This is a genomic window from Pseudomonas sp. C7.1, from assembly GCF_056312395.1.
Window position 1 is genome coordinate 82,146 of the sequence record NZ_JBWDTL010000001.1, and the last position, 16,350, is coordinate 98,495.

The 16,350-nt window shown below is 55.9% G+C and carries 21 protein-coding genes; 11 read left to right on the plus strand and 10 right to left on the minus strand.

Features of this window, described 5'->3' with window-relative positions; translation table 11 throughout:
- Positions 1 to 40: 40 nt before the first annotated feature.
- From AC0T4W_RS00395 to AC0T4W_RS00425, 7 genes are all read right to left on the minus strand, one after another.
- The gene (locus AC0T4W_RS00395; protein WP_476314592.1) at positions 41 to 2,602 is read right to left on the minus strand and encodes an autotransporter family protein; all 2,562 of its coding nucleotides are present in this window, start codon (positions 2,600 to 2,602) and stop codon (positions 41 to 43) included.
- Between the two features lie 260 nt (positions 2,603 to 2,862).
- Positions 2,863 to 3,066, minus strand: coding sequence for a hypothetical protein (locus AC0T4W_RS00400; protein WP_476314595.1), 204 nt, complete (start codon positions 3,064 to 3,066; stop codon positions 2,863 to 2,865).
- 479 nt (positions 3,067 to 3,545) lie between these two features.
- Positions 3,546 to 3,860: a hypothetical protein gene (locus AC0T4W_RS00405; RefSeq protein WP_476314598.1), complete on the minus strand. Its 315-nt coding sequence runs from the start codon at positions 3,858 to 3,860 to the stop codon at positions 3,546 to 3,548.
- Positions 3,857 to 4,420 (minus strand): DnaB-like helicase N-terminal domain-containing protein, encoded by a 564-nt coding sequence (locus AC0T4W_RS00410; protein WP_476314600.1) that lies wholly within the window; start codon positions 4,418 to 4,420, stop codon positions 3,857 to 3,859. The genes AC0T4W_RS00405 and AC0T4W_RS00410 overlap by 4 nt, the downstream gene beginning before the upstream one ends.
- A 70-nt stretch (positions 4,421 to 4,490) precedes the next feature.
- Positions 4,491 to 5,057: an Arc family DNA-binding protein gene (locus AC0T4W_RS00415; RefSeq protein ID WP_476314603.1), complete on the minus strand. Its 567-nt coding sequence runs from the start codon at positions 5,055 to 5,057 to the stop codon at positions 4,491 to 4,493.
- Positions 5,054 to 5,767 carry an ERCC4 domain-containing protein gene (locus AC0T4W_RS00420; RefSeq protein ID WP_476314606.1) on the minus strand — a complete coding sequence of 238 codons (714 nt, stop codon included), beginning with the start codon at positions 5,765 to 5,767 and terminating at the stop codon, positions 5,054 to 5,056. The genes AC0T4W_RS00415 and AC0T4W_RS00420 overlap by 4 nt, the downstream gene beginning before the upstream one ends.
- Positions 5,768 to 6,089: 322 nt before the next feature.
- Positions 6,090 to 6,422, minus strand: coding sequence for a hypothetical protein (locus tag AC0T4W_RS00425; RefSeq protein ID WP_476314609.1), 333 nt, complete (start codon positions 6,420 to 6,422; stop codon positions 6,090 to 6,092).
- Positions 6,423 to 6,599: 177 nt separating this feature from the next.
- Here AC0T4W_RS00425 and AC0T4W_RS00430 point away from each other — a divergent pair, with 177 nt between their 5' ends.
- The 10 genes from AC0T4W_RS00430 (at position 6,600) to AC0T4W_RS00475 (ending at position 11,576) form a co-directional block, all read left to right on the plus strand.
- Positions 6,600 to 7,190, plus strand: a complete 591-nt coding sequence (locus AC0T4W_RS00430; protein WP_476314612.1) for a GNAT family N-acetyltransferase — start codon at positions 6,600 to 6,602, stop codon at positions 7,188 to 7,190.
- A gap of 72 nt (positions 7,191 to 7,262) precedes the next feature.
- Complete coding sequence (locus AC0T4W_RS00435; protein ID WP_476314615.1) at positions 7,263 to 7,793, plus strand: N-acetyltransferase; 531 nt, start codon at positions 7,263 to 7,265, stop codon at positions 7,791 to 7,793.
- Between the two features lie 34 nt (positions 7,794 to 7,827).
- A complete protein-coding gene (locus tag AC0T4W_RS00440) occupies positions 7,828 to 8,004 on the plus strand; it encodes a hypothetical protein (protein WP_476314618.1) in 177 nt (58 codons plus the stop codon).
- A 904-nt stretch (positions 8,005 to 8,908) separates the two neighbouring features.
- A complete protein-coding gene (locus tag AC0T4W_RS00445) occupies positions 8,909 to 9,088 on the plus strand; it encodes a hypothetical protein (protein ID WP_476314621.1) in 180 nt (59 codons plus the stop codon).
- 8 nt (positions 9,089 to 9,096) lie between these two features.
- On the plus strand, positions 9,097 to 9,480 hold the full coding sequence (locus AC0T4W_RS00450) for a hypothetical protein (RefSeq protein WP_476314624.1): 384 nt from the start codon (positions 9,097 to 9,099) through the stop codon (positions 9,478 to 9,480).
- A 20-nt stretch (positions 9,481 to 9,500) separates the two neighbouring features.
- Positions 9,501 to 9,695 (plus strand): hypothetical protein, encoded by a 195-nt coding sequence (locus AC0T4W_RS00455; RefSeq protein WP_476314627.1) that lies wholly within the window; start codon positions 9,501 to 9,503, stop codon positions 9,693 to 9,695.
- 9 nt (positions 9,696 to 9,704) lie between these two features.
- Positions 9,705 to 9,911 carry a hypothetical protein gene (locus AC0T4W_RS00460; RefSeq protein WP_476314630.1) on the plus strand — a complete coding sequence of 69 codons (207 nt, stop codon included), beginning with the start codon at positions 9,705 to 9,707 and terminating at the stop codon, positions 9,909 to 9,911.
- 8 nt (positions 9,912 to 9,919) lie between these two features.
- A complete protein-coding gene (locus AC0T4W_RS00465) occupies positions 9,920 to 10,780 on the plus strand; it encodes a hypothetical protein (protein WP_476314632.1) in 861 nt (286 codons plus the stop codon).
- Positions 10,781 to 10,866: 86 nt separating this feature from the next.
- The gene (locus AC0T4W_RS00470; protein ID WP_476314635.1) at positions 10,867 to 11,292 is read left to right on the plus strand and encodes a hypothetical protein; all 426 of its coding nucleotides are present in this window, start codon (positions 10,867 to 10,869) and stop codon (positions 11,290 to 11,292) included.
- 11 nt (positions 11,293 to 11,303) lie between these two features.
- On the plus strand, positions 11,304 to 11,576 hold the full coding sequence (locus AC0T4W_RS00475) for a hypothetical protein (RefSeq protein ID WP_476314638.1): 273 nt from the start codon (positions 11,304 to 11,306) through the stop codon (positions 11,574 to 11,576).
- A 183-nt stretch (positions 11,577 to 11,759) separates the two neighbouring features.
- On the opposite strand, the gene istB is transcribed toward AC0T4W_RS00475, so the two are convergent.
- From istB to AC0T4W_RS00490, 3 genes are all read right to left on the minus strand, one after another.
- The gene (istB, locus tag AC0T4W_RS00480; protein ID WP_476314408.1) at positions 11,760 to 12,563 is read right to left on the minus strand and encodes an IS21-like element ISPst3 family helper ATPase IstB; all 804 of its coding nucleotides are present in this window, start codon (positions 12,561 to 12,563) and stop codon (positions 11,760 to 11,762) included.
- Entirely contained in the window at positions 12,556 to 14,055 is a 1,500-nt protein-coding gene (gene istA / locus AC0T4W_RS00485) for an IS21 family transposase (RefSeq protein WP_476315011.1), read from the minus strand. Before istA ends, istB begins: the two co-directional genes overlap by 8 nt.
- Before the next feature lie 641 nt (positions 14,056 to 14,696).
- Positions 14,697 to 15,332, minus strand: coding sequence for a hypothetical protein (locus AC0T4W_RS00490; protein WP_476314641.1), 636 nt, complete (start codon positions 15,330 to 15,332; stop codon positions 14,697 to 14,699).
- A 658-nt stretch (positions 15,333 to 15,990) separates the two neighbouring features.
- Here AC0T4W_RS00490 and AC0T4W_RS00495 point away from each other — a divergent pair.
- Positions 15,991 to 16,254, plus strand: coding sequence for a hypothetical protein (locus AC0T4W_RS00495; protein ID WP_476314644.1), 264 nt, complete (start codon positions 15,991 to 15,993; stop codon positions 16,252 to 16,254).
- The last annotated feature ends 96 nt before the right edge of the window (positions 16,255 to 16,350 follow it).

Sequence of the window (16,350 nt, forward strand, 5' to 3'; positions counted from 1 at the left end):
AAACAGCCCGCACAATGGCGGGCTGTTTACGCAACGACTATCAGAAGTCGTAACGGGCTTTCAGACTGAATGCATCAGCGTGGAAGTCGGCTTTGCGGGTGTAGTCATAAGCTGCGCCGAAGGTCACGTTGCCCATGCTGTAGTCCAGGCCCAGGCCACCTTCGTAGGTTGCCTTGGTCGGGGCCGCGCCGGAGCTGACGAAAGTCGAACCGCCAAGGACATACGAGCTGGTGGTGCTGGTTTCGTCTTGCACGAAGTCGTGATAAGCCATCAAGCGGGCTTGCGGCTTGAGGGTGCCATTACCCAGAGCATAAGAGCCCTCGGCGCGAACACCAAAGCCCAGCTCAGCTACTTCGAGACGCTGGTCGCCAGTAGACAGGGCGGCGCTGCTGCCCTTTTCAGTGAAGCCGTCGATCTGGATGTTGCTGTAGCGAGCAGCGACCATCGGCTCAATGATCAGGTTCTTATCCAGGGCGATGCTGTAACCAGCAGTCACGTCCAGCGCGAACAGATCGGAGTCATAGTCGCCTTCGGCAATGGTGGTGCCGATATGACGCTTGCTCTCGTTGTTGCTTTTACCGTAGGAAACGGAGCCATTCACGTTGACCGGACCATTCTCCCAGCCTGCATAGCCAGTGATGGTGTGGGAGTCCACATCAGTGGAGTTGCCGTTATCGGAATCAACATCGGACTTGATGAAGCTGTACGCGACACCGAGGGTGGTGCTGTCGTTGACCTTGCCGTCAGCACCGATGATCAGACCGCTGCTGTTTGCGTCATAACCAGAGATGCTGCTGCGAGTACCTTGCTCCGCATTTGCGTCCAGAACCTTGATCCAGGCGCCGGTTTCTTGCAGCACATCACCGGAGTTGGCACCTACGGAGCGCGAGCGTTCGAAAGTGGCGCCGCTGGCGAGACCAGCAGCATTCTGCGCTGCCACCACCGCACCGCCATTTACGTCGGGGGTCAGCTGTTCGGCAAGGCGGGCCAGAGTTTGTTCGTCAGCGTTGACGTATTGCTGGTACAGCGGATCGCTTTCATCGAGCTGAGTCAAAACAGAGTCGGTGAATGGGGAGATCGCATTGACTGCGTTGTTGGTGCCGCCCAATGACTTGACCAGGTTGCCAGCTGCCGCGCCGTCGATACCGGAAACCACCGCAGTGATCTTGCCGCCATCCACTGTGAACTGCTTGACCTGCATCAGAGCAGAGCCAGCGGTTACGGTAAGGCCGTTGTCTACGATCTGGCTTGCGCCCACGAGGGTGTATTCAACGCCATCCAAGCTTTTGAAGTCGCCGGCCTTAGAGCTAACGGTGATCTTGGAACCGGACTCAAAAGTGGCAACACCGGAGACCGAGGCAATTGGGGCGGTCGGATCAGTGCTATCGCTTACACGCAGTTCCAGTGCAGCCAGGCTGCGAACGGTCAGATCATTGGTGAGATTGGTGGCGAGGCGAGCCAGGTACAACTTGCCACTTTGCACATCAACCATCACGGCATCGATCTCGCTACCGTCGAATGCCGCCTTACCATTGACGTTAAGGGCTTTCAGACCGGCCATGTCACCACTGACGGTGCCACCGCTCAGGTTGAAGTTGGTCTGGCCATTGCCGGAAATCGAGAGATTGCCGCCTTTGAGCAGCCCGGCATTCTGGGTCACGGTGTAGATGTTGTCGGGATTGCTGGTGCCGCCCACGCCACTGCTTGTGCCGGCGTTGTCGATCTCGATACCGATGCCGTCTGCTGCAATGATGCCGGAGTTCACGATACCTGCGCCGGCCAGGGCACTTTGCGGACCGAAGGAATCACGAATCTTGATACCAACCGAGTCAACACCGGTGGCGCTCAGGATGCCGGTATTCTGGATCGAGGAATAGTTGGTGCGATCCAGGCGCAGACCGATCGAATCATCGCCGACGACAGCGATGGTGCCCGAGTTGATCAAATCGTTGCCGAATGCGATCTGCTGGAGGTGGATGCCACGGCTATCAGCGCCGGTGACCTTGATCGTGCCGGCGTTGATCACGTCGCCCGCAATCGAGCTGCCAGACGGGCTGTAGGCACCGATGCCTTCGGCATTTTGGTAGGTAACGTCGATGGTGCCGTGGTTTTCGAGGTTGCCGCGCAGCTTGGCGTCAGCCATATCAATGCCGCGAACAGTTTCTTCAATACCGACATCATTGCCGCCGACGACCTTGATGGTGCCTTTGTTGATCAGGTTCAGAACTTCGGTGCCGTCGAGCACCAGACCCAGCGCGCTTGGCCCATTGGCCGACAGATTGCCGTTGTTGATGATGCTGCCGGTGATGACGGTCGGGGTGTAGTTCATGTCATCGGAACGGTCGAATTCCAGAGCATCGACCACGCCGCCGCTAACACTGATGTTGGCATTGTTGATCACATCGCCGACGACATTGGCACCTTGGAAGTCAACGCCATCTTGATCACCCTCACGGGTTGCACCACCTGTCAGCGTGACTTGGCTATGGTTGCCGCTAACGGACTGATAGTCCTTGCCGGCAACGACGATTGTGGTCGCATGAGCTGCTTGGGCCGCTGCTGCAATTGATAAAGCGAGGATTGTTTTACGGATGTTAGCCACGTTATGGATTCCTTACTGATTTTCCTGGTTTTTTCCCAAGCAGCATGTGGCGACGTGCTCGGCACTTCTCTAGCGCTGGGCATCATAACGGCTGTAAACGCAGTATCTAGGTCAATTGAGAGTTATTTTTGACGCTCGAATTATTGGCGCAGGTTTTTCAAAGTGGACAGGGGCCGACTTGCCGCTTTCAGAGCGTCGAGACGCGCGCGAGGTTGATCCCGCGTAATGGTGGTGGGGCTTGTAAGGGGAGTTGTAGGGGCTTAAACCTGACGTGCCACGGCGTGGAAGCCGTAGACTTCGTGACCGATGTCATCACGGTCTGCATGCTGCCACTCAGCGTCATCTTCGTGCCAAAGGAGATCGCCAGAACGAACAACGCCCCCGCTGTTTTCAGGGATGAGCGAATAGCCGTCTGGCAGTGCTCTGGCCATATGCTCGTTTGGCGTTGTGTCTTGAGTAGCCATGTTTATTCCTGATCGGGCAGTGGAAGGGCTGACGGAGTGTGGGTAGACCGCCAAAGTCTAAGCGTTGGTAGAGGTCTTTGCTCAACAAGGGGGGAAGGAGGGGAGTGGGCACTAGCCGTGCTCCATCAGGCAATGGGTTCACTTCCTAGCACTCGGGAATAGGGATGCCTGCGGGTTTTTGGGATCAGCCTTTGGCGCATTCATTGGATGCCCCAGTTGCCGCCGAACCTCGCGCAACCATGCTTTGTAAGGCGAGTTCGCTCGCTCGCCAAAGGGGTACGCCTCGATCAGGGCTTTTCGTAGAGCTACAGCATCTGTGCGACCAACACGCTGGATGACTTCGGCCACAATTGGTGCCGCATGATCTGCCCAGGACATGACATTTCCTCCGATATATGGGGAGGCAAGATAACGGTCGCCCAGAGCTTCTAAAGCCCTTTCAAAGCCACGGCTTTAATATCTGGAGTGTGAGTGGCGGTCTACTTGGAATCGGACGGTTTTTTCTTGGCTGCCCAAGCGGCCCACAGTCGTTTACCGCGTGGGATAGTAGAGAGAAACATCACCGCGACTTGAAGAGCTACAGTCAGCCCCACGATGCCTATTAACATTCGGCCGCTGATCTCCATGAGGTCTTTCAGGTTTCCAGAAGAGGCGCTGTAGATGGCTCTGGCGCCTGTCAGATGCCAAAGTCCCCACAGGAATGAGACGAAAAGAACAATCACAATTAGATGGAAAAGCCACGAGAATATCTTGGCCCCGCCATCGGTACTTTCCTGCTTAGGTTGTGTGCTCATTGCGGGGTGGCCTCTGTATCTATGAAGCAGTTTGTAACCCAAACCATAGCCTCGGGGTCGAAGTCCCCAAGAACCAAATCACCTTTACTTTGAAGGCGCTTACCTGGGGATCGCCAGGCCTTGCCATGCAACCAACCATTCTCGACAGCCATGGAAAGCGGAACAATCACACGCTCTCCATCTGCTCTTCCCATGGCATATCGCATAAGCGCAAAGCCTTTCAGAACCTGCGCGAGAGCCTGAGGGTGAACATCCGGCGAGCTGGCCGCCATAGCAGCGACGCCACCAACTCCGCCGACGACATCAAGAATTCCTACTCCCTCCAGTGCTTCGCAGAGGGTGTGTGCATCAACTGGCTTCCCGGCAGCATCGAGCGATAGCATCACCAGGTAAACGCTAAGTGCCTCCACGGAAGAGAACATGCCCGGCTCAATTTGGGTGGCTGAGCTTTCAAGTCCGTTGATCATGAGCAAACCAAGCAGATCATCTTCTGCCTGCCTCGCTACGTCGGCATACCACTCAGGAAGCCGGGGCATCGGAACTAGTCGTAACGCTGACATCAGGCCCTCCCAAGCAGGCAATAGATTTGCAACATATGACGCGGGGAAAACGGTAATTTATCGTTTCGGGTTAGCCAGTTGGCGCACCCGAATGCCCGATCAAGCCCTGATCCAACCCTATGGAAGCACTCAACAGTGCAAAGTTTTGACGTTGGAACCTGACCCAAGCAACCAAGGCATCCAGGAACCATTGGTTCATAGATTCTTGGTGGAAGCCTTCTATGCTGCCAGAGGCATCATTTATGCCGTCTCGAACCCTTGCACGGACATTCTCGGGGAATCGCACGACGGATTTTGCTGGCTTGGTACAGGCAGCCAGGTCGAAAGCTGGAACAGCTGCCAGAACCGCCTGTGAAAGTTCTTCACCAAGGTGAGTAATGAGTACGCGTTGCAATGCTCTTGAGCGAACGTGGTTATCTAAAGCTTCAAGTACGCCAGCAACCATTTCGGAGTTTTTTGAACGGCCATGGTGGAGCCCAATACCAGCGAGCTCGCTAAATAAATCCGAACTGCCTCTGATTACGAACTTATCAGCGAACCTACTACGCATTGGAGGGCGCGGCTTTGGAGGGTGTTGTGAGACATTGAGCGCGCGTAGATAAGCTGCGCGCGCCAAAGGGCTCATGATCTGATTCAAAGTGATGGCTCGCTTTCTTGTGGTACTGGGTCGGCAAACATAGAACCGAGGTCGGTGACATTTTCACCCGCTGGCAGCTCGTAGTGAATGCTCGCATGTATACGCTCGGCCTTTTTCCGCCCAAGGCCAGGCACCGCCATAAGCTCATTGACCGAAGCATTTATGAATCGATGCATGGACCGGAAATGCATGAGCACCTTTGCAGCTGATACGGGACCGATCGAAGGCGCTGAACTCACCATAAAAAGCGACTCAGCCTTACCTTGGGTCATTTTGCCGCGCCGGAAAGCTGTCTCATAGCCCTGGCCGTTTTGAGCGTGCTTAGCCATCCGGTAAATAAGGTCTGCTGCATTCCGTGGGTTTCGGACGTGGAGGATGCTGACGCCCTGAATGCTCACCAGGTGCGCAAGAGCACCATCTATGGCATCACGGCCGATGTGGAGGCCAGTCGAGTAAAGGTCACCCTGGACAAGAAGAATCGGCTTTTCGAAGGAAAGCATCACTTTGATCATCTGGTTTGCAAGGCGGCCATCAATTATCCCGGACACCAGGGCTTCCGCACTTTTGCGGAGCACAACGCACGTGGCCGAGAGAACATAGTCGCCGGCGTCCAAATCTCCAGCCCGCACAATGGCGCCAAGCTCGGATAGTCGTTCCAGAACCCCAGATTGGGATTCGCGGTTGTCGCAGAGCACGGTTACTTCGGACACGGCCTTCTCCAGAGGCAGACCCAAGGTTGGACTTGGGATAGGGGCAGGGTGGTGGTGCTTGGATCAGGATAACGACCTGGCCCCGAAATCCAACCGAATGACCTGTCACAACCACAATGGGAAGACTTGCCCAAGTTGCAGGGAGATAAACGTCGAAGGGAGAACACGCAGCATTTGGAACCAATGGCTTGTTCCTATTATGACTGTAATAGGAACAATCGGCTATATGGCTGAGCGTTTCAATGCGAATATGGAATATATGCCGGAGACGCCAAACAAACAAAGGGCCCTGATGGGCCCTTTGTTTATTCGAGGTGGTTGATCAATTTGGGAGTAAATCACCGCCGTAGGTTTCCTGGTCCTCGGCGAGAGCATTGCTTTGCTGCTTGGTGATGCCGACACGGGTTTCGCAGTCGTTGAAGAGGTTTGCCATCTCTGTAACGCCTGCCAAGGTGTAAACGTGACCATTGGCGCTGCGCGCGTTCAGGATAGGCACAATGCTCTCGGCCGGGATGCCGCCCTTAATCAGCTTTCCGATTCGTTCCAGGGTACTTCCAGCCCTTGATGCGGGAGATGCGACTTTATCAAAACCATCCACGACTGCTGTTGAAGCTGTCTGGGTGATTTCCTCAACCATGTCTGCAATTTTCTTCATTGCCGGTTCTCCTGGCGGTCCTGTTGTCTGGCAGCGTTGCCTGACCCAAAACAAATAGCCCAGGCTCGGCCTGGGCATCAAGAAATTTATGGATTTTCCGCTGTCCGGTTGAAATGCCCTGGTCGAGCCCCCTACCCTTGCTGCTTTAATGCGGGCTAAATAATGGGGCTTTCGCCGATGTTACAGCCACAAACTGAGCAACAGCTTTTCGACATGTATGTGCCAACGATCCTGGAGAACGATGCCAAAGGTATCCTCTCTGATCTGCTCGCGCAGCCGGCGCTAGCTCTCCACTTCATGGGGTTCTCGGAGGATCAGACACACAGGGCGATCGCCCACGTGAAGGGCATTCTTGATGAGTGCTATCGCGCTGGGAACCTCAAAGTGATGATTAGCCATGAAAATGGAACGCTCTATGGCTACGCCCTGCTCTTCATCCATCCAGACCCGTCGATAGCTCGTTATTGCCACAAGATTTTCGTCTATGAGCAGTTTCGGGGCCACGGGATCGGAAGCCAGATGTTGCAAGGTCTGCTCGCAGAAAGCCGCACGACTTGCCTCCTTTGCCCCCATGACCTGGTGGAGTTTTACGAGAAAGCCGGAATGGAGTTCTTGGGAAGCTACACGGCGCCGACAGCTCAACAAGGTTTTGCTTTCACTCGGGACATGTACAGAGACCTGGTGCTTATGGGTACAGCTGGCGCCACCTCTTCTTGCCCCGTCTTCATGCTTAATGACAATGACATTCATGCCCTCATGGTGATCTGACACCAGGGTGGGTGCCCTACTCTGTGATCCCGGCTTTAGCTGGGATAACTGACAATCTGCCAAGGACAGTCTGTGGCCCAATTTAACAGCTTGAAGTACCAGGTCTTTCGATCGACCGCTATGTCGCAAGCTCTCGCCTCATTTTCAGCCGACCCATACGTTTTGGATGCGGGCTTGCAGGTAGATCAGGTTCGATTGGAGCCGATTACACGTGAAGCTCTTGAGGCGTCCGCACTTTGGGGTGAGGCTGCCACCCTCTTCCCATGGGATTCCGTCCCTCAGTGGAAGGCAAAAGACCGGAAGGGCTTTGACATCTCCCTGTGGTTCGGCCCCGAGTTGTGTGGCTTGTGCTATGCATCGCCTCGAAAGAGCACTATCTGCATCAAGGTGATACTGCTGGAGGGGAAGCCCGATGAAACCCATCCGCTAAAGGGCTACGTGTTGGCCCTTGCGATGACTGCGATAGGGAACTACGGTAGAGCCCTTGGCCTCGAAACGATTGAGGTTGAAGCCCCCTCGCAAGGCGCGATCACCCATTACAAAGACTTCGGATTCGACTTTGACGACGAGGGTCAGCTTGTGATTTCACTTGCAGACGCCTAACATGACTCCATCCACATATGGCACAGAGGTGTCTATGCGTAAGAAAGAATCGATTAAGCCGGCAATGATTGAGCTTTTCAAAGCCGAAGCGCTTAGCCTGATGGGCGGCACTACTGATGGCCAGCGCCGGATGTTCCGCATTGCCGCGACGCGCGGCCGTGATCAGGAGCCAGCAGGACCTATGGCCGGGGCCCGCGCTCGCGCCTGCTAAAACAAAGCTGCAAGAAACCGCCTGAATAGGCGGTTTTTTTATGGTGCGCCAGGCATGGCGCGTAGCGCCGTGACTGGCGCTGTTCGGGTCACTGTGGTGGTGAGTCGGACGACTTGGAGGTGAAAGTCCTCTACACACCCGGCAAGGGGAAGTGTTAGCCAGAGGCAAGGGTGTCGCGGGTGACTGCGAATCTGAAGGAAGCCCGAGGCAAAATGCTGGCCTGACGTACAGGAAGCGGATAGAGGCGGCGTAGCGGGGTAAGACGGCCATAATCGTCAAAGCCCAATACTTGCACGGAACGCTGCGACGTATATCCGACAGGCATAAGCAGGAAGGTCGCGCGAATTACCCTGGGAGATCTGTTTAGCCTGCCAAGTGCTACCGGCGTCGTGAGATGACGGGATGGGCGACAGAAGTCAGCAGAGGCCGTAGTAGCTGCTCGAAACCGGAGCAATGAAGGGCTGAACCTGCCATGAGTGGATAGTCGGGTGTGATCTCTGTTGGAGCGTAAAGCAGAAACTCCGCATAGCGGGGGTCGAGACCATCAGGAGGTAGGAGCCGGAAGCTCCGAGGGCCGGTCTGGGCGCTTAGATACCACAGGCGACACATCAACGGAACCAAGCTCGCTGACGTTGTTTATCAGTAGGCAGGAACCGCCGTATACGGAACCGTACGTACGGTGGTGTGAGAGGACGGCGGATGTGAATCCGCCTCCTACTCGATCCTGCAATTCTGGGCCTTACAGCTTTGCGAAGCATTCAGTGATACCGACTAGGGCTTGCATGGTGCCGCGAGATGGAAAAACCCCCGAATCGGGTTGGTATTCAAAGGGAGGTCGTTATCATCGAGGGGTAACCATCAATGGCTTAAATCAAAACCAGTTCCTAGTTCGAGGTATTCAAGCATGAAACATGGCGCCAACTGGCCTGCCCTTTTTTTTACCATGGCCCTGGCTTCCGTCTTGGTCGTTTTCATCAGCGTCGAATTTAAAGAGCCAAAAGGCCTGTATTACGGATTTATGGCTGCGCTTTTTACAAGCTTCATGTTCATGCGCACCTCTTTGATCTATTTCAAGACTAAGTAGCTAAACCCATGAGCATAGAGCCGGACAAGCCTCAAACCATTGTCAACGCCCGTAAGAAAATCGCTCAATTGGCGGACGCCGCCGACCTGGGCGACCTGACCCGCCGAGAAGGTGTGGCTTCGGGCTGGCTGGCAGCGCTGCGCCTGGAAGGGCTACTGAGCGCGCCGGTATTTGCCGAGCTGTCGGACGATTTGCTAGCGGCCTTTCGCAACACACGCGACGCCCTGTCGGCAGACTCCGCCACTTTCACAGTGGAAGAATCGGAAGCACTGCCTCTGCAAAACGGGTGCTACTGGTATCTCGGAGTTACTAGGCCGTGTTCAAAGTGCAGCGTTGGAATAGTAACGATGATGGTCCCTAATCAGTTGCGCATATGCCCTGCGTGCCTGTAATGATTTGAGGGAAATCACCCATGCGAAACTGTCTGGCATACATCGCAGTATCATCCACCGGCTATGTCGAAGGAGCCTGCCTCATCGACTCGGAAGACAGTCAGGCATGGGTAGTGGAAATGGAAAGCGCCGGAATGGCAATTCAGCAAGTCTCTTCGGTTGAGGCGAAGAACATGCTTTTTGCCCAGACCCCACAAGCAATTCTTGAGGCATAGGAAACCGCCATGCGCTATCAGACGACCAGCAAGATCATCGAGAACGATATTGTGATGCGAGAGCTGAAATTCCGAGGGGTCAAGTTCCTCCCTCGACAAGCCTTGCGCCGTGCATATCGCCAGCAAGCATTGTATGAGTCCAAGATGAAAGGCCTACGCCGCCTAACCGAGGATGAGTTGGAGCATGGAATCCAACTCAACGACTTAGCGAGTTAAGGGGAAACATGCCTATTAAAAACATGATTGCAAAGAAAACAGATACTAACCAAGGGTTCATCATGGGACGGGTTCGGGCGGCGGTAAGCCGCATCCTGAGCGGCCAAAAGGCCGGAGCAAGCCGCCCCTTCTTTGGTCGGTATGTTCATCAGGCCATGTTGGGTGGAGCGACGATTGCGCCAATGATGCCGCTCTATGGTCTGGTGGTTTGCGCCGTAAACGACTATGAAGGTTTGCGCCACTTCCTAGTTACGGCGACCAGCGCCGACATGAGCTATGTAGTGTTATCGCTGATTGTTGCGGGCTTCGTCATGGGTGGCTTAATCCAATGTCTCATCGCCGCGACAACCCCAAGCCTTGCCGCACACGCATGCCAACATGAAGGCCTTAAAGGGGGCGCAGCCGAAGGATGGTACTGGGCTCAACAGCCGGAAGGCCGTGAGTTGGCCATTCGCGAAGTCACGACTGCGCGTTGCTCGCCAAACGCGGATGCTCGCTGGGCCATGGATGATCTAATCAAGGAGCTTGAGCGGCCCGAGAACCAAGCCGGTTCTGACCTGCTCGACCACAAAGTCATGAAACTGCTCGGCATGCAGTCGCAGGTGCTGAAACCAACGCAAAGGCTAGAGGACGCCAACCGTCTGCTTACGATCCGCTATCGGGGCATGCAGTCTCGGTATGAGTGGGACGCCAAGACTGAACAGCTAGTGTCTGGCTTCAAGGCTTTCATTACCGTGCGCGTGCCGGCAAAAAGTCCGGAGGTGGAACCGCTGCCCTGGCAACGCTGCTTGGTTACGGACGGTCCATCCGAGGCCATGGCCATCACCATCGCCGCGATGACACGCGAAACCTGGACATTCACTACTTAATGTTCGTTATCGCGCGACTCGGGATATTGAGCTTGGCAAGCATCCCGCAAATTTGTCATGAAATTAGATAGCTAAAGGAAAGCGACATGAAGTCAACAACAGCAGTTCTGCTATCTGTCCTGGCCAGCGGGCTGGCGCATGCCAATGATAATTCCCTGTACATGCCGACAGCCGCAATGATCCCAATTGTATTCACGTCAATCGGTGATCTATCTACCGGGCGTGTCCAGAAATCGGAGTCTTTGACAGGGGGCGAGGCGGCGTTCGATCGGCCCTGGGTTGTGGAGCTTGAGCGGCGAGAATGCCGCTTGATCATCCCGACGAAGCAGAGCACAAGCGGCGCCAGGTTTTATGCTTCGTCAGCACTGATGAATTGTGTTGATAAGAAGAGTGGAAGCCGGCAGGTGTCGCTGGACGGAAGCCTTGTGGGTTCCGACAGAATGTCCGGTGTGAGTGAAATGAGCCCCGGAGCAAAGGCATTCTTCCTGCTTTCAAAGGGCGTCAATTACTAAGGGTTGGGATAATGAAGAACGTCATTTTTGTCCTGGGAGCACTAGCCATCATATCCGGGTGCGACGCTGTTGATGAAGTTGGCCCTGTGCCGCTGGCACAGCGTTTCATGTCTGAGTTCTATGGCGCTAATCAGGACGATGTAACAGTGGTGCCTATATCGAGACTCAAACCTGGTGAGCGTGGAGAGGCGGATTTCATTGCAGCTTCTGCTGAGTTCTCTTGCAGAATCGAGTTGATTCCAGCTCCAGATTCTCGCTATGGGTGGTTTGTCTGTTGGCGCTGATGGAAAATTGACCCACCCTGCCGATTGAAATTTGACCCAGGGCGGATTGCTGATTTCTGCATCAGCAACTGTGGATAAGTCTATCAGCGCAGCTGCTCTTAATCCCCCCTCCGTCGATAGCCCAGTTCAGTTGTTTAAGACCTGCCACATGCAGTCATGCAGCAGGTCACCCTCTCGACATGCTCAGAACGGCTCGTCGTCCTCCGGCCGCTGGTCGCCCTTAGGTTTTCGTTCGCGTGCTTTGATCTTCGCCTGGGCCGCCAAGCTGCTGTGTTGCAAGCGGTAGGACTCGTTGCCCGTTTCGACGATGTGGCAGTGGTGGGTCAGCCGATCCAGCAGGGCTGTGGTCATCTTGGCGTCGCCGAACACACTCGACCATTCGGCGAAGCTCAGGTTGGTGGTGATCACCACGCTGGTGTGTTCGTACAGCTTGGACAGCAGGTGAAACAGCAGAGCACCACCGGCCTGGCTGAAGGGCAGATACCCTAGCTCGTCGAGGATGATCAGATCCATGCGCAGCAGTGCCTGGGCGATGCGCCCGGCCTTGCCGTCGTGCTTCTCGCGCTCCAGCAGATTGACTAGGTCAACCGTGGAGTAGAAGCGCACGCGCTTGCCGTGCAGGGTGATGCCGGACACGGCCAGCGCGGTGGCCAGGTGGGTCTTGCCGGTGCCCGGTCCGCCGATCAGCACCAGGTTCTGGGCGGTGTCGGTAAAGGCCAGGCTGGCCAGCTCTTTGATCAGGCGTGCGTCGGCGCTGGAGGAGCTGAAGTCGAAGCCGGCCAGATCGCGGTGCATCGGCAGCTTGGCCATGTTCATCTGGTGGCTCACCGAGCGCATGGCGCGATCTGTGTGCTCCTGTTGCAGCAGGTGTTCGAGCAACCATCTGGAGGACGCCGTTGCCGACTCGCCCTGGGCGATCAACTCCGCCCAGGCAGTGGCCATGCCGTGCAGGCGCAGTTCCTTGAGTTCAGCCATAAGATCACGCATGACCGATTTCCTCGGCATGGCTACGCAGGAGGTCGTAGCGCGCCGTGTTGGCGACGGGGGCTTCCTTGAGCGGCAAGTGGGTTTCGACGGTGGGCGGCGGTTCGCTCGATGTCAGCCGCGCCACGACATTGAGGATGTGTTCGGCGCTCAGGCTGCCGCTCTCAAGCACCAGCTCAACAGCCACCAGCACCGCATCGAGCCCGGCGACCGGTACGGCGGCCAGGACTTGCGCCATGATCCGGTCACCGCCGGCATGCCGCCCCAGGCCGTGCCTGAGCCGACGCAGCGGCGCTGGCAGATCGGCAAAGGGCGCGCCGTTGCGCAGCGCGCCGGGCTTGCGCTCAATCAGCGGGATGTAGTGCTGCCAGTCATAGCTGACCTGGTCGCGATCCAGTAAACGCGCATGGCTGGCAATCAACAGGTCATCGGCCACCACCTCAATCCGGGTCGGATACAGGCGGCTGCTGACCCACCGGCCGGCGCGCTCACAGGGCACCGAGTAGCGGTTGCGCCCCACGCTGACCAGGCAGGTACTGGAAACCCGCGCCGCACGCTCGACGTAACCGTCGAAGGCCGTGGGCATGGGCATCATTTCGGCCCGCTCCAACTCCAGCACCTCGGCCACACTGAGCCCGCCGTACTGCGGGTGCGCCAGCTCGCTCCAGAGTGCGCGGCAGCGCTGGCCGAGCCAGGCATTGAGTTCTTCGAAGGAGTGAAATTGGCCGTCCTGGGCGTCGAGCCAGATGCGTCGCCGGCTGTCTTGCACGTTCTTCTCGACGATGCCCTTTTCCCAGCCCGAGGCGACGTTGCAGAAGTCCGGGTCGAACAGGTAGTGCGCACACATCACCGCGAAACGCGCATTCACCGTGCGGCCTTTGCCCTTATTGACCTTGTCGACGGCCGTCTTCATGTTGTCGTAAATACCCCGGCGCGGCACGCCGCCCAAGGCGCTGAACGAGCGCGTATGCGCGTCGAACAACATCTCGTGGCCTTGGCTCGGATAAGCCACCAGCCAGAATGCACGGCTGGCGCAGAGCTTCAGGTGCGCCACCTGCATACGCCGGTAAATGCCGCCGATCAGCAAACCCTCTTCGCTCCAGTCGAACTGAAACGCCTCGCCCAGCGCAAAGGTCAGCGGCACAAAGGCGTGCAACGCCTTGCCCTGCTCCCCGCGCCAGGCACGGATAAACGCGGTGAGCTGGCTGTAGCCACCGTCGTACCCCTCGGCCTTGATTTGCGCCAACAGCGCCTTGGCACTGCGCCGCTGTTGCTTGGAACGCAGCGAGTCGGCCTTCAGCGCCTGCTCCAGCGTGGCGTGAAAAGCACTGAGCTTGTTGAATACCGCCCGGCGCTGGTACGCCGGCTGCTTCGCCTCGGGTGCTCTGACCCATTTGCGAATGGTGTTGCGCGCCAACCCGGTGCGCTTGGTTATCTCATGCAGCGACAGCTTGTCGCGAAAATACATCCGGCGAATTTTGCCCATCATTTCCATACTGATCACCCTGTGTTCTCCTGCTCAGAAATTGAGCAGAAGCAGTTGAACACCTGGGTCAGTTTTCAGTCGGCAGAACAGCCTCTACTGGGTCAGTTTTCGGTCAGCGGCAACATCGTGCACAGCTGCGTCGTATCGATGGGACGTGCGCAGGTCGATTTGATTGCGCTTATCGTCCAAGTCGTAGCGAAATTTGACTGGCTCATTGGAGCCCTGGACAACTGTCACTTCCAACACTGGTGTTGCGTGTGCAGCACCTGCAACTAATGCAAGGATTAAAGGGAGGTAACGCATTTCTTATGTGTCCTCTTGCAGCTCGTTAGAGAATTTGTTCATCAGCCGGCGAGCATGTGGGTCCGAGTAGGAGGTGTGGTCGAGGCGGTTGAGGGGGGTAGGGCAAATGTCAATTGCCCTAAGGTCCATGACGATACCTGCCGTACCTGGTGTGCTGGTTTCCACCGCATAGCCCTCGCTAAGGACTGTGTAAATGAACTGGGCTTTATCGTTGCCAGGGTACTTGGTGGCTCTACCTGGACGGAGCCCACCGTAGTAACCAAGTAGATATCCAATGAGTTCACGAGTCGTGTCCTCTGTGAACTCAAGCACCAGTGTGGGCATCCCATCCAGAGCGAGAAGTGTTTTCATTGAACCTGGGCTTCGATAACCAAAGTAGATGGTTCGTCGCTGCCAAAAGTGAAACTTTGTGGTTCCCCAGCTTTGGCCTTGAATGGGATCACTATGCGATCAAGTCGAACCGTTGGATCAACCGCGCCGTTGAGGTCGGTTGTAGGGACATACATGCGATCGATGCCTAGGCAGACCAGAAGATCGTTTTCGATAATGTTGGGCTGGCTTGCACGAACGAAGAATCCTTCCGGATAGTAGAAATGCTCTCCTTGCTTCACTAAGCCGTTCTCGTCAACGCCCAGGATGAAACTGCGACTGATTTGAAAGTCTTTCATGAGGACCGATTCGCCAACCTGGTTGGGAACGACAACACTGATGTCTTGATCAGCGGTCCCGTTTGCTGACGCCATGATTGTCAGTTCAAGGTTGTATATGGCGCTTTTGCGGAGCCCATTGGGCACAAAGGCATCACCCTCTCGCCAGTCAGCCAGACACTCAGGTGGCGTCTGTTGCAGCAAAGTCTCGTGCACGCTAACCGTGCCTGAGTGTTCTTCGGACGTGTAGGTGTACTCGTTGATGGTCGGGGGGGTAGTGGAGCAACCCGCGAGCATCGCAGCAGCAATTGCAGCGCCCAAGGCGAAATTTCGCATTCTGATACCTGGCTTTAATCGGACTTAGCGGCAGCTTTGCTGACTCAGCAAACCCACCGCGTTCTTGGCCGAGTCCAAGGTAAGCGGTTCAACGACAGTCACAATGGGGCCATCCAACACCCGTTTTCCCACGCTGGATATAGGCGCTCGCAGCTGGATGACTGGGAGCCTTTGATCACCGGCCTCGTATTCACGGAGCGCAAAGATCATGTCGTTGGTGCTAACACCTGAAAACTCAGACACGATGATGATGTCCAGGCTCTCCGTACCGATGCAACCGATTGCGTGGTCAATTCCGTTCACGCAGAGAGAGTCATACCCCAGTGAAAGCATTATTTGCTGGATTCGGAACGCATGGCTAACGGACTCCGAGAGGATCAAACACTTCTTCACGCTGAAATGGCCGGCTGGAGTGCTGTAACTGATTCAACCGGAAACCCTGAGCCAATACCTTGGGAATTGGTCATCAACCACGTTAAAGGCCCACGGACAGTGATGTATTGCATAGGGCTTCCTAAGGGTTAGCAATGCCTTGAATAGGCGACGTGTAACGTCTGAGCATACCGATTCCACTGGGGTGACCGTTTTGCACTCCTGAACCGATACCGGTGAAGAATGCAATCGGTTCAAATGCTTGATCTATTCCAGGATCAAAGCAATGAGCGATTTAGACGTAGAACCATCCCTCACTTGGCCCGTTCCTGTCCTAACGCGCTCAGCTGCTGATCGGGGACGCGTTGCGAGACTTTCTGGGCTCCCTGAGGCTTTGCGTCGAAAGGCATGGAGTGAGATCAATCAGCTGAATCCGGCATTGGCAACGCTGCTTAAAGACCCGACGATCAAGGAAATCATGGAAGTCTTTGATGCCGAGTTGTTCATCGATGCCGAGTTTGCCCCGTCTCTTCCACCAGAGCGCCTGTAAGGCGCTAAGCCTGCTCAAAAGGGCCATTGGCCTGCCCTTAGGCTGTCAAATCGCTTGCGCTTGTCCTCTGGGCTCAACGGAGGCGCCTGTGAGGGT